Source organism: Sphingomonas sp. PP-CE-1A-559 (assembly GCF_004340965.1).
In the GTDB taxonomy this organism is placed as follows: Bacteria; Pseudomonadota; Alphaproteobacteria; order Sphingomonadales; family Sphingomonadaceae; genus Sphingomonas.
In genome coordinates, this window is sequence record NZ_SLYA01000003.1 from 590,615 (window position 1) to 604,090 (window position 13,476).

General features: G+C 64.4%; 10 protein-coding genes. 4 read left to right on the plus strand and 6 right to left on the minus strand.

Annotation, left to right across the window (positions count from 1 at the left end):
- Positions 1 to 169: 169 nt before the first annotated feature.
- The gene (locus C8J42_RS13160; RefSeq protein WP_133020489.1) at positions 170 to 1,456 is read left to right on the plus strand and encodes a glycoside hydrolase family 130 protein; all 1,287 of its coding nucleotides are present in this window, start codon (positions 170 to 172) and stop codon (positions 1,454 to 1,456) included.
- 247 nt (positions 1,457 to 1,703) lie between these two features.
- On the opposite strand, the gene C8J42_RS13165 is transcribed toward C8J42_RS13160, so the two are convergent.
- A complete protein-coding gene (locus C8J42_RS13165; protein WP_133020380.1) occupies positions 1,704 to 2,669 on the minus strand; it encodes a DUF6607 family protein in 966 nt (321 codons plus the stop codon).
- Positions 2,670 to 2,677: 8 nt separating this feature from the next.
- The gene (locus C8J42_RS13170) at positions 2,678 to 4,954 is read right to left on the minus strand and encodes a TonB-dependent hemoglobin/transferrin/lactoferrin family receptor (RefSeq protein WP_243644366.1); all 2,277 of its coding nucleotides are present in this window, start codon (positions 4,952 to 4,954) and stop codon (positions 2,678 to 2,680) included.
- Between the two features lie 79 nt (positions 4,955 to 5,033).
- On the opposite strand from C8J42_RS13170, the gene C8J42_RS20475 reads away from it, so the two are divergent.
- Together C8J42_RS20475 and C8J42_RS13175 are read left to right on the plus strand one after the other, a co-directional pair.
- Positions 5,034 to 5,240 carry a hypothetical protein gene (locus tag C8J42_RS20475; protein WP_243644368.1) on the plus strand — a complete coding sequence of 69 codons (207 nt, stop codon included), beginning with the start codon at positions 5,034 to 5,036 and terminating at the stop codon, positions 5,238 to 5,240.
- Positions 5,237 to 5,854, plus strand: a complete 618-nt coding sequence (locus tag C8J42_RS13175; RefSeq protein ID WP_243644369.1) for a DUF4198 domain-containing protein — start codon at positions 5,237 to 5,239, stop codon at positions 5,852 to 5,854. Before C8J42_RS20475 ends, C8J42_RS13175 begins: the two co-directional genes overlap by 4 nt.
- Before the next feature lie 28 nt (positions 5,855 to 5,882).
- On the opposite strand, the gene C8J42_RS13180 is transcribed toward C8J42_RS13175, so the two are convergent.
- Positions 5,883 to 6,059, minus strand: a complete 177-nt coding sequence (locus tag C8J42_RS13180) for a hypothetical protein (protein WP_243644371.1) — start codon at positions 6,057 to 6,059, stop codon at positions 5,883 to 5,885.
- Positions 6,060 to 6,156: 97 nt separating this feature from the next.
- Complete coding sequence (locus C8J42_RS13185) at positions 6,157 to 6,861, minus strand: SDR family oxidoreductase (protein ID WP_133020381.1); 705 nt, start codon at positions 6,859 to 6,861, stop codon at positions 6,157 to 6,159.
- A gap of 196 nt (positions 6,862 to 7,057) precedes the next feature.
- Between C8J42_RS13185 and C8J42_RS13190 the strand changes: the two genes are divergently transcribed.
- On the plus strand, positions 7,058 to 7,738 hold the full coding sequence (locus C8J42_RS13190) for a haloacid dehalogenase type II (RefSeq protein WP_133020382.1): 681 nt from the start codon (positions 7,058 to 7,060) through the stop codon (positions 7,736 to 7,738).
- An 18-nt stretch (positions 7,739 to 7,756) separates the two neighbouring features.
- On the opposite strand, the gene C8J42_RS13195 is transcribed toward C8J42_RS13190, so the two are convergent.
- Positions 7,757 to 10,183 carry a PAS domain S-box protein gene (locus C8J42_RS13195; RefSeq protein WP_133020491.1) on the minus strand — a complete coding sequence of 809 codons (2,427 nt, stop codon included), beginning with the start codon at positions 10,181 to 10,183 and terminating at the stop codon, positions 7,757 to 7,759.
- Between the two features lie 280 nt (positions 10,184 to 10,463).
- Entirely contained in the window at positions 10,464 to 13,268 is a 2,805-nt protein-coding gene (locus tag C8J42_RS20645; RefSeq protein WP_133020383.1) for a PAS domain S-box protein, read from the minus strand.
- Positions 13,269 to 13,476: the final 208 nt, after the last annotated feature.

Genomic DNA, 13,476 nt, shown 5'->3' on the forward strand with positions numbered 1-13,476 from the left:
GGCCGACAACCGGCGTGCCGAAGGCGTTTTGACTCTGCTGGCAGCGGCGAAGACCAGCTTTATGAAGGCCCGCCTGGGATCGGGTACGGCTCGGCATCGTTACCTCAGCTATGCCCGCGAGCGTCCTCTCGCGAGCATGACTGAAGGGCCGATGCCGATGCCGATGCCGATGAACGCTGCCGAAGTCTTCACGACGCTGGACGTCGAGTTGAAGCCCGATCCGTCGCGCACCGTGATCCGGCCATTCAGTTTCGGCTATCCGAAAGCGTTCGAGGCGGACCGCCCGCCCCGCAGCCAGGTCGTCGTGGACCGCGTCCAGGCGCTGGACGATACGATGCGCCAAAGGATGCGCGACCTGCTGCTGACCCCCATGCGCGAGCGCCATCGCAACGCCGAGCAGGTCCTGCTGCGTCGTTTCGATGAGGTACGGCAGGACATAGGGGATGGCGACTTCAACGAGGACGAACGGCTGATCATCGGCGCCTATTTCAGCCAGGAATACGCGTTCGAGTCCGCCGCGCTCTTCAACCCCAGCATCGTTTCACTGACGGATGAAGAGCCGTCCGTGCCGGGCGCGGTTCGCTTCGTCATGTCGCTGCGAGGCATCGGCGAGGGTCATATCTCGTCGATCACGTTCCGCACCGGCGAGTGGGGACCGGGCGATCGGCTGGTGATCGATCCGGCCAGCGCACACGGCGTCCCGCCGCGCATCGAGCGGCAGGATGACGGGTGGGTCCGCCTGGTATGCGAAGACAGCCGGGATGCGTCCGAGACCGTCATCTTCCCGGTTTTGCCGAGCCAGCGACAGGGCATCGAGGATCTGCGGCTGGTCAACTTCACCGATCACGACGGAGTCCGCAGCGTCATCGGCACGTACACCGCGTTCGACGGCAAGGATGCGCGACAGGAAATCCTGCGCGGGGTCGACCTGCGCCGGGTCGAGATGAGGGCGCTTGCCGGTGCCATGACCGGCTACAAGGGAATGGCGCTGTTCCCGCGGAGGATCGACAACCAGTTCGTGATGCTGGGCCGCCAGGACAGCGAGAATATCTGGCTGCTGCGATCGGACGATCTGTACACGTGGGAAACCGGCACGCCGATCATGGCGCCGAAATACCCGTGGGAGTTCGTACAGCTGGGCAATTGCGGATCGCCGATCGAGATCGACGAGGGCTGGCTGGTGTTCACGCACGGCGTCGGCATGGTCCGGGGATATTGTATCGGTGCTTGCCTGCTCGACAAGGACGATCCGTCAAAGGTGCTCGCCCGCACGGCATCGCCGTTGCTGTTTCCCAGCGCGGAACAACGCGGGGGCTATGTGCCGAACGTGACCTATAGCTGCGGTGCGCTGATCCGGGATCGCCGCATCTTGCTGCCCTACGCGATCGGCGACGAGTATTCGGCGTTTGCCGTGGGAGACGTGGATGACCTGCTGTCCGTGATGACCGCCGACTGACATGTTGGCGTGCCAACGGGAGGGCCTGGTACGTCAGCGATAGTCGCGACCAGCGTCTGAGCCTTGCCGCGTGAAGCACGCCGACGAGCACCAGCGAGACGGTGCCGGACATCGTGACGAGGTTCGTTGCGGCCTTCCGGTTCGTATCGAGACCCTGTCTGCCATCGGTGCAACCAATGGTCTGAGGGACGCAAATCCTTCGACAGCCCATTTCGTCGCCATCGGTGGCTGGGGTTGGAGCCCTGGATTATGTCCCGGTCTCGCGCTTTACCAATGCTTCGGCCTCCGCCTTTCCGGACTCTTGAGCGGTGTCGTCCGCGGCGATATCATCGGCGAGCAGCATCAACTGGTGACCCGTAGCCGATCCGTTCGACGCGTCCTCTGCAACATGCACGCCCGAGCGCTTTGCGATCGCGCTGTCCCAGTGGGTGCGGACCGCGGCCCAATAATCCTTCGTCTTCGCCCAATACGCGTCCGCCGCCACCACCGCGAAGTCGGTTGCTGGGGTGTAGGTGTTGATGACGTATTCGTGGACGTAGGTGGCGGGTTTGCCGTCCTTCATGCCGATCTTCGCATTGTCCTGCTCGTGGACCCAGCCGGCAGGGGTGAGCACGTGCCGGTTGCTGCCGATGTAGTGATCGTAGGGCGGGTTACGGGTCGCATCGCGGCGCGCAAGCGGGCGGCGGGTCTCGTCACTGGTCCAGCGGGTCGCGCCGTCGTCGTAGCGCCAGCGACCGATCCCGCCATAGCGCGGGGAATCGTCGGTCTGCCACACCGTCTGCGACCAAGCGCCGCGCCGTTCGGCTTCCGACAGCGGTTTCAGCGTCCAGCGGCCTGCCGCGGTGTAGACGAGCACGGTCGACGGTTGCCACGTCCAGTCCTGTCGCCAGTGCTTGATCACCATCGTCTTGGCGTTGCCGTCGGTGACGACCAGCAGATGCTGGAGCACGACGTGATCGGGCGTGTCGACGATCGCGCGGACGACCTCGTGCCCGCCGCTGAGCTTGGCGGGGTAGGGCGTGTAGCCCGCGACCAGCGGCGTGGTCTCGCGCATGTCGAACGTCACCTTGAAGGTGCCGGCCATCGCCAGGATCGACGCGTGATCACGGGCCTGGTCGCCGTAGACGGCCTGCGTTTGCGCGGAGGCGATCGTCGGCACGACGGGGACCGCGGCCAGCGTCAGCCCGGTCGCGAGAAGAAGGGAGCGGAACATCAGGGGCCTCACAGGTTGAGCGAGAAGGAGAGCCCGGCGTTGCGGCCGGGTTGCGAATAGGCGTCGCGGACGACCGAGGTCGAGGTCAGTCCGCGGACGTCACTCCACCAGAAATACTTCTTGTCGGTGATGTTGAAGATCCCCGCGCGCAGCGTCGCGTGATCCATCACGCGCAGCGACGCGGTGGCGTCGAGAATCCAGAACCCCGACGGCGTGAAGCAACTGGTGGCCGTGGTGTTGCAGGTGTTGTTGGTGTCGCCGACCTTCTTGCCCGCCGAATGCGTGGCGATGACCTCGGCACGGAACGGCCCGGCATCAGGCTGGTAGAAGATGCCTGCGACGACCTTGACCGGTTCGATGCTGTCGAGCGGCTGCGTGCCGGCGAGCCCGGTCGTCCGCATCGTGCCCTTGGCGTAGGACGCCGCGGCGCGGACGCCGACCCCGATCGGCAGGCGCGCCTCGCCGCGGGCTTCCAGTCCCTCGATCTTGACGCGGCCGCGGTTGATATACTGGTACACAGCCGGGTCGGCCGCGGTGAAGGCGCCGCTGACCTGGACCTGATCGATGAAGTTGCGGAAGCGGCTGCTGAACGCGGTTCCACTCAGCGACCAGCCCGTGCCGCTCAACCGGATGCCACCCTCGACGCTGTTGCTCGTCTCGGGCTTGAGGTCGGGATTGGGGACCGAGCGGTAATTCTGCGTGATGTTGGCAAAGCCGTTGTTGATCTGGTTCGGCTCGGGCGGCTTGAAGCCTTGTGCGTAGTTGGCGAACAGCCGGACGCCCTCGGTGAGCTTGGCGACCGCACCGATCCGCGGCGTCACCTTCGATCCGCTCTGCTCGCGCGGTACGAAGGTCGTGAACAGCGGATCATTCTGTGGGTTCAGCTTGTAGTGATCGTAGCGGATCGACGGGAACAGCGTCAGCAGCCCGTCTGCGATGGCAATCTCGTCCTGTGCGAACACGCCGACCAGCGTGTAGTCGGTCGTCGGGAAGGCGCGGGTCGGATAGATTTCGCCCGCAGGCGCGACGGTGCCGTCTCGCACACCCGTCTGGCGGGTGTGCGAGTAGTCGGCGCCATAGGCGAACAGGTGCGTCAACGGCCCGGTCGCGGCGCGGCTCTCGAGTTGCAGCGTGCCGCCGTACACTTCGTTGTCGAAGCGGTTGATGCGCGTGCGATCGGCAGCGGTGTTGCGGTTCTCCGCCGCGGCCTGGAGTGTGAGGCTCTTCTGGTAATAGCCGGCGGCGCGGATACCGCTGACGATGCCGTCGCCGATGTAGCGATAGTCGATTGTGCCGCGGTTGCGCTCGGTCGTGTCGTGCGCGGTGAGACCGATCACCGACGTCGCCGCGAGCGGAGGCTTCGCGATCGCGCTGAGCACGTCGGTGTCGACGACGGAGGAGAAATGCTCGTAGGTCAGGCGCAACCGGTTGGCATCGTTCGGCGCCCAGACGAGGCGGCCGAGCAGCGCGTTGGACTCGATGTCCTGCGGGTTCGCCGTCGTTCGGTCGGTGGTTGCGGTGTCGTTGCTGCCCTTGGTCTCGGTCTCGTGACCGTCGCGGCGGGTATAGGCGACCATCGCCTCGATATCGCCGGTCTTGCCCGCGACCACGAAGCCGTTGGTCCAGCTGTCGTCCGAGGAATCATAGCTGGAACGAAGCCCGCCGCCGACGAGCTTGCCATCGGCGAGGAAATCGCGTGGGTCCTTGGTGATGAAGCTGACCGCGCCCGCGACGCCGTCGCTGCCATAGAGCGCGGAGGCGGGGCCGCGCAGGATCTCGACCGATTTGAGCAGGTCGAGATCGACGTAATCGCCGCGACCCACCGATTGCGCGCCGAAGCTGAACGCGTCGGGGACGCGGACGCCGTCGACGGTGATCAGCACGCGGTTGCCCTCGAGCCCGCGGATGTTGAACCCACTGTCGCGGTCGCGCCCGGTCGAGGATCCGGCGGCGGTAAAGCGCGACGGTGCGCGGCGGACGGTGACGCCCGGCTCGTAGCGCACCAGATCCTTGATGTCGGAGATGAAGCGATCCTCGATCGTCTTCGCGTCGATCACCGACACGGTCGCGGGCACGTCCTCCACCGCCTTTTCGGTGCGCGTCGCGGTGACGGTGATGACCTTGTCCTGACCCTCCGGCTCGGCGGCAGGCGCGGTGGCAGTCGGCTTATCGGCCGCCGAAGCAGGCGCAGCTTCTGCGAGAGCGGGCTCTGCAGCGGCAGGGCCGGCGGCGCCGATCATCAGGGCAATCGGCGAGATGCCCGCCAGTAATTTGGTCAATGTCATGTTCGTTGTCCCCACGGTCTGCCGGCTTGCTAGTGAGAATCATTCTCGTTATCAAGTGCCATCGAAAAGGAGCATCGTGATGACGAAGACCAGGGGAAATTGGCGGACGGCGCGAGCGACCGGGGCTCTGGCTCCTGCTATCGCTACCGCACTTGCCCTCGTGTCGGGGCCGTCGGCGGCGCATATGCCGTATGTGCTGCCGAGCGTATTCGACGCGGCAGGACGTGATCGCGTCACGCTCCAAGCATCGTTCACCGAAGACGCTTCCGGCCTGAGATCGCCATGAAGGACGCACCGTTCGAGATCACCGGCCCCGATGGAAAGACCGTCAAGCTGGCCGCACCGACGCTGACCACGGACCAGGCGATCGTCGAGGCGGCGTTACCGGCGGACGGCGTGTACCGGCTGTCGTCCGGGCAGCGGATCGGCCGTCTGAGCAAGATGTACCGGATCGGCGAGGCCTGGACGATCGTCGGCGAAGGCAAGACGCCTCCGCCCGGCGCGACGTCGGTCGACGTGCGCAGCACGACGCTGGCCGACGCCTATGTGGTGCGCGGCAAGCCGGGCGCCTCGGGGGCGCTGGCGGCGCGTGGCAAAGCGTTGGAGATCCACCCGCTCGGCGATCCGAGCAGCTACGCGCCGGGTTCAGCGGCCGCGTTCGAAATCCTGTACGAGGGCAAGCCGCTCGCCGGCGAACCCGTGACGCTGTTCCGCGAGGCGGGGTTCTATGACGGACGCAAGCAGGTCGCGACGGTGAACAGCGACAAGGCCGGCAAGGTGACGCTGACCCCGTCCGATGCCGGGCGGTACCTGATGCTCGTGCGGCACCGTGCGGCCACGCCGGGCGCGGCGGATGCGTATTCCAGCTTCACCGTCACGCTGGCGTTCGAGGCGATCTGATCGGATTTGATTCGCGAAATGCCGCTTCCTAGCCAGGAGCGACCGGACCAGCATGACTAAGGTAATGCGAGAACGCGCCGGGTATGGTCTCGGCGAGCGCTGCCCGATCCTCGGCGAGCCGGCTCGGCTGGCTGGCACCGGGAATGACGGCCGCCACCGCCGGGTTCGCCAGCGGGAACCGGAGACCGGCGGCCTTCATGCTCACACGTGACGATCCGCGACCGCCTTGATCCGAGCCACCTCTTCGAGGATCGCGGGCCGTGCTAGCTAGCGGCAACCTGACCGTCTCTCGACCGGGCGTCCTAGTGGCCCGCAACCTGCCCACCGTCCACATGCAGGATTTCGCCAGTTACGAACTTGGCGTCCTCCAGGTAGAGAATGGCCTGCACCACGTCGGCGACGGTGCCCATGCGTCCGAGCGGGTGATATCCGCCGAGCTTGGCACGCGTCTCGGCTGGATGCATCGGCGTCTCCATGATCCCGGGCGAAATCGCGTTCGCGCGGATACCGCGCGCTGCATATTCGATCGCCAGACTGCGCGTTGCAGCGGCAAGGCCACCTTTGGTCAACGAGGCGAGGACCGAAGGAAACTCTGCGTTGGCGTGCTCGGCAAGCGTCGTAACGATCTGGACGACATGACCGCCGCCATTGCGCACCATCGCAGGCAGAGCGTGCCGCGTCATGTGGAAGAAGCCATCGAGGTTGGTCGCGAGGATCTGTCGATACTGCTCATCGGAATAGTCGGTGAACGCCTCGCCGATGAACATGCCGGCATTGTTGACCAGCGTGTCGATCCTGCCGAACCGGTCGAGTGTTCGGGCCGCTACTGCCTCCGCAGTCGCCGGATCACCGACGTCGCCTGCCACGGTTAGCCAGTCGGGCTCATCCGCGGGGGCAATGCTGCGCGACACGCCGACGACGCGCCAGCCGCGCTCGCGGTAGCCGCGGGCGATGCCCTCTCCCAACCCTTGCGATGCCCCCGTGACGATGACGACCTTGCCCGACATTGCAGTTCCTGTGTTCGGTGTTGAACGGGCGGGTCGATGCATTCGGCCCGCAGGGGTCTAACCCCGAACTTTGCTGATTGTGCCACAAGATCAGGAGGTTGCGATACCGGTCGACCGTAGATCATGGATCGGGACGCTTCCGACGATCGTTGGGTGAGGGTACATGCTGAACCGCTTTCCCGGGGACCGACGCAAAATGACCGATCGACCGCTGATTGTATTCGACGTCAATGAGACGTTGCTCGATATAAACATTCTCGAGCCTCTCTTCGCCGACATTTTCGCAGCCCCCGGTCGGATGCGGGAATGGTTTGCGCAGCTGATCTTGTATTCGGAGGCGCTGTCGCTGGCCGGGCCTTACGTTCCGTTCGGCAAGCTGGGCGGCGGTGTCTTGCGCATGCTTGGCCAGATCCACGGCGTCGCGGTGACGGACGATCATGTGCGTCAGCTTGGTGCGCTGATGACGGATATGCCGGTACACGCCGATGTCGCTGCCGGTCTGGCCGTGTTGAAAGACGCCGGGTTCTCGATCGTCACGCTTACCAACTCGCCGAACAGTGCCGGGCCCGATGTGCTCGACCGGGCCGGTCTGGGGTCGATGTTCGACCAGCGGTTTACGGTCGATACCGTGCAGCGCTTCAAGCCGACGCCGGCAACGTACCAACTGGTACAGGACACCATGAAGGCCACACCAGACACGACCTGGCTGATCGCGGCACACACATGGGACACGATCGGTGCGCAGGCGTTCGGATGGAAGGCCGCCTTGGTCACGCGCCGCGTGAACGCGCCCCTCGTTCTGGACGGCATTCCGCAGCCGACGCTGGTTGCGCGCGACGTAGGTGCGGCGGCGCACGCGATTGCGGCTAGCCGATAGCGGCATGCCCGCACGATCCTAGCTAGAGCGTGCGGCGTCTTTCATCATCCCGGCGACCTTGGCCGTCAGCGCTTCCAGTGTGAACGGCTTCGTCAACAGCTCCATGCCGGGTTCGAGATGGCCGTTTCCGACTGCGGCGTTCTCGGCATAGCCGGTGATGAAGAGCACCTTCAGACCCGGCCGCAACGATCGCGCGGCATCGGCGACCTGGCGCCCGTTCATACCGTTGGGCAGCCCGACGTCGGTGATGAGGAGTTCGATCTGGGTCCCCGCCTGCAGCATCTTGAGCCCGGCTGCACCATCGGCCGCACCGATCACGGTGTAGCCCGCTTCGCCAAGAACCTCGTCGATCAGATGACGGATGGTCGCCTCGTCGTCGACGACCAGAACGGTTCCTCTGCCCACGGTCGTCGCGGTAGCGATCGCGGCTTCCTGCTCAGCCAGACCGGCATCGCCGTAGTGGCGCGGCAAGTAGATGCAGATCGTCGTTCCGATCCCCAGCTCGGAATAGATCCGGACCTGACCCTCGGACTGGCGGGCAAAGCCGTAGATCATCGACAAGCCCAGACCGGTACCCTCGCCGAGCGGCTTGGTCGTGAAGAACGGTTCGAAGGCGCGTTCGATGGTTTCCGCACTCATTCCGGTGCCGGTGTCGGTGACGCAGATCGAGAGATATTGGCCGGGCGGCAGATCGCGTTCGCGGCCCGAACGATCGTCGAGCCATTTGTTGGCGGTCTCGATCGTCAGCCGCCCGCCGTCGGGCATCGCGTCGCGGGCATTGATGCTGAGGTTGAGGAGAGCGTTTTCCAACTGGCCCGCATCGATGCAGGCAGGCCAGAGACCGCCCGCACCGACGACCTCGATATCGATCGCGGGCCCGACCGTCCGGCGAAGCAGGTCTTCCATGCCGGCGATCAACCGGTTCACCTCGGTGGGCTTCGGATCGAGCGTCTGGCGTCGCGAGAACGCCAGCAGGCGCTGTGTCAGCGACGCCGCGCGCCGTCCTGCGCCCTGCGCCGCCAGCACGAAGCGGTCGAGATCGTCGAGCCGCCCGCGTGCGACGCGCATCTGGAGCAACTCGAGATTGCCCATCATGCCGGTCAGCAGATTGTTGAAATCATGCGCGAGCCCGCCGGTAAGCTGACCGACCGCCTCCATCTTCTGCGCCTGGCGAAGTTGATCCTGGGTATGCGCGAGTTCCGCCTCGCGCGCTTTCTCCGCGGTGATATCCCGACCCGTCGCATAGGTCAGGTCGCCGGCGGGCGCGGCAACCCACGCGATCCATCGGAACGAGCCGTCCTTGTGGCGATAGCGGTTCTGGATATGGGGCTGCTCGCCAGCCTTCGCGGCCTGATAGGCGTCGACCGTGTCCTGGTGATCGTCTGGAAGGACGAACTCGTTGACATGACGTCCGACCAGCTCGTCGTGCTTATAGCCCAGCACCGTCGTCCACGCAGGATTCACCCGACGAAAGACGCCATCGAAATCGATGATCAGCATCAGGTCGGGCGAGGTATCCCACATGCGATCGCGTTCGGCGGTTCGCTTGTCGATCTGATCCTCGAGCGTTTCGTTGAGGTCGCGCAATGCCTCCTCCGCCGCACGGCGGGCGGAGATGTCGTTGAACAGGATCGCGACCCGACGATCCGTCGCATCGCCGACGCGAAAGGCGTAGACATCGAACCAGCGACCGAGCGCCGCGGAGCCCTCCTCGAAGCGAACCGGTTCGCCGGTCCGCGCGACCCGTCCGTAGATCTCGTAGAAATGCTCCTCCAGATCGGGGACCGCGTCGCGCAACCAACGGCCCCGGACCGCCTCGACGAAGCCGGTCTGGCGATAGAAGGCCGGGTTCGCCTCGATGACGCGGTAGTCGATCGGTGCTGCGGCATCGCCAAGGTCGACCTCGACGATGCAGAACCCGGATTCGATGGAATCGAACAGCGTACGATAGCGCGCGTCGCTGTGGGTCAATTGCTCCCGGCTGACCTGAAGCTCGTCGTAGCGGCGATTACGGTCCGCGACGGTGCGCCGCAGATCGAGCTGAGCCATGACCTGCCGCGCCAGGACGAGCAGAGTCTCCTGCTGGAGTTCGGTAAATTCCCGCGCACGATGATCCAGGACGCAGAGCGTCCCGATCGCCAGTCCGTCCGCGGTCTTGAGCAACGCGCCGGCATAGGCACGGATGTGCGGGTCCCCGGTAACCAGGGGATTGCAGTCGAACCGGTGATCCTTGGTCAGGTCGGGAACGACGAGGAGATCGTCTTCCAGCAGCGCCTTGACGCAGAACGAACTTTCGAGCGGCGTCTCGCGCACGCCGAGGCCGACTTCCGCCTTGAAGAACTGCCGTCCGTCCCCGACCAGGTTCACGACGGCAATGGGGGCATCGCAGAGCTTGGCAGTAAGCGCTGCCAGCTCGTCGAACGACCGTTCGCGTGGCGAGTCCATCACGTCGTAGCATGCCAACGCCGCCAGCCGGTGCCGCTCGGAATCGTTGAACTCGTCGAGGTTTGCCAATGGTCCGGTTTCTGTCTTGGGAGGTGCGCCAGTGGTCCACTACCACCTCTCTAACGGCAGGCAACGCGCAGATTTTGCCTGCTATCCGAACCTCTTGTCGACTATACGACCCAACTTGGTGATCAATATCTGCAGTACGGCGCGCTGTCGGTAGCGACGAAACAGGCGAGGGGACGTCCCGCTCGGTACAAGTCCCCGTCAGATGATCGTATCACCGCATCGCGATGACCCGGTGCAGCACACTCGATAACTGGTCGATCGAGTAGGGCTTGTGGATCAGCTCGAACCCGTGGCTGCTGTCCTGCGCGAGCACGTTACTGTATCCGCTGGTCAGTACCACCGGCAGGTCGGGATATCGGATCCGTATCGCCTGACCCAGTTCGATGCCTGACATTCCGGGCATGACGACATCGGAGAAGACGGCGTCGAACCGGTCGGCCGCGGCTTCCAGTTCGCCAAGCGCATGGGCGGCGTCCTTGGCCAGCACCGTGGTGTAGCCGAGTTCGGCCAAGGCCGACCGGGCAAACTCTCCGACCTGTGGGTTGTCTTCGACGACGAGAATGCACGCGCCATCACCCGACGCGACCTGCCGGGGAGTGTCGTCGCGAACGATCGCGGTCTGCTCTCCCATCATGCGCGGCAGGTACAGCGTGAAGGTCGTGCCGGTGCCGACCTCGCTTTCGACCATGACCTCGCCGCCCGATTGCTTGGCAAAGCCGAACACCTGGCTGAGGCCAAGCCCGGTTCCTTTCCCGACATCCTTGGTCGTGAAGAACGGCTCGAAGATATGATCGATCCGATCGGCGGAAATGCCTTCGCCCGTATCGGTGAGCGAGATCGCGATGAAGTCACCGGCAACGGCTGGGTGCGACCGCACGGACGGCATGCCGTCGACCGACTCGACACGGATGGTAAGACGCCCGTCGCCATTCATCGCATCGCGCGCGTTTACCGCCATGTTGATGATCGCAGTGTCGAACTGGTTGCGATCGGCGTGGATATGGCAGGGGCAGGACGCCGACTCCAACGCGACCTCTATGAGCGAACCGGCAAGCGTTCGCACCATGTCCGCCAGCACCCGAACGCTTTCCTGGGCGTCGAAGGATTCAGGCAGCAGGGCCTGGCGTCGCGCGAAGGCGAGCAGCTGGTTCGTCAATTTGGCCGCGCGATCGGCGGTCTCCGCGATCGCCTGAATGTAGCGTTCGCGGCGTTCGTCCGTCAGGTTGGGCCGGCGCAGAAGATCGACCGACCCACGGATGACGGTGAGGAGGTTGTTGAAGTCATGCGCCACGCCGCCCGTTAGGTGCCCCACCGCCTCGACCTTCTGCGCTTGGCGAAGCTGATCCTGCGCCGCGTCGAGCTCGATCTGACGCTCCTTTTCGGCGGTGACATCACGCCCCGCGCAATAGAGGAGACCGTTCTCCGGCGCCGCGGTCCAGGATAGCCAAAGATAGGTCCCGTCCCGGTGCCGGAAGCGGTTCTCGAACGCTGCAGTCTCCAGGCCGGCCGCGAGCCGCGCTATCTCGGCGCGAGTCTTTTCATGATCGTCGGGGTGCTCGAGCCACTCGGACGTCCGTCCGATGAACATGTCCTCGCTCCAGCCAAGGATACGCGACCATGCCGGGTTGATGCTCGTCCAGCGTCCCTGCGTATCGGCAACGCCCAGCATGTCGCGCGACAGACGCCAGACGCGGTCGCGTTCGGCTGTACGCTCGGCAACCTGCGCTTCGAGTGTGCCGTTGAGATGGCTGAGTTCGACCGCCAGTTCATGAAGCTCGGCTTCCGCCTTGCGACGGTCGGTGATGTCGGATGCCGCGCCGTACCAATGGGTGATTTCACCATGATCGTCGAACAGCGGCACGGCCTGAACCTGGGCCCATCCGAGCGATCCGTCGGCCAGGTAGACCGGATGTTCGATCCTGTATGTATCGCGAGCCTCGATCGCACGCTCGAACTCGGCTCGCACGGCATCCCGGCCTTCCGGCGGGACATAGTCGTTGAGCCAGTTGGCGTTTGCGGCGGGCGTATCCGCCAGGAAGCCGCCGCCGGACAATTCTGCCAGCTCGGTCCAGTCCGCGTTGATGAGATAGCGGACCTCGGTCGATGATCGGACCAGCGCGTCGAGGCGTATGGTCAGTTCACGGAGTTCGTTCTCCGTCTGGCGGCGCGCGGTGATGTTCTTGAACAGGACCGCGACCTGGTTGTTGCTGGCAGGCTCGATGCGGAAAGCCGACAGTTCCAGATGGCGCCCGGTAGCGTCGAGTTCGCGTTCGAAGCGAGCCGGTTCACCAGTCCGCAGCACCTCGCCAAAGACGGCGACCCAGCTATCCGCCTCGTCCGGAAATAGATCGCGAACGTTCCGACCTACGACGTCCGTGATGCCTGCATTGCGTGCGTAGGCCTCATTGGCTTCGAGATGGACATAATCGCTCAACGGACCGTGCGGGCCGTCGATGAATTCGATGACGCAGAAGCCTTCATCGATGGCCTCGAAGATCGAGCGATATTTCTCACCGCTCAACAGTAGCTGCCGGCTTGCCGACCTGAAGGTCGTGACGTCGACCTGACTGCCGAAGAAATACAGCAGGTTTCCATCAGGATCGTTGATGGGGCTTACGTACAGCTCGTTGATGAACTCAGACCCGTCCCGCCGGTAATTGACGATGTCGATCGCAATCGGTTCGCGCCCAGCTATGGCGTCGCGTAACTTGGCGACATTCTCCGGGTTCGTGTTGGTACCCTGCAGAAAGCGGCAGTTCTTGCCGATCAGTTCGTTGGCCGAGTAGCCCGACAGTGACGCAAAGGCACGATTGGCGAAAATGATCGGGTTATCGGGCTGATGCGGATCGGTGAGGATCATCGGCATCTGCGAAGTCTGGATGGCTGAAAACAAGACATCCTTGCGAGGTCCGAGTTGGCCACCCCCCTCGCTAGCCAGCACCGTTCGAAGAAGGGTTAGCTTCGCGTCCTGGTCGGCATATCGGTCACGTAGATCGGTCGCAGGGGGCGGGCTCATGGCGACTGTCTACCGCGCGGCTACATGCCTGAAAACAAAGAACAGGAGGAATTCGAACACCGTCTCGACGGGGCTCAGATCGCTTCGGCGCGGCAAATCGAGCCCTCGAACTTCCCGTCCTCCTGAACCCATCCCGGTGGAGGTGGTGACAGCTGTCATGCTGCCATTCCCAACTCACGAGACGGATGGAAGAACCTAGGGAGCCGGA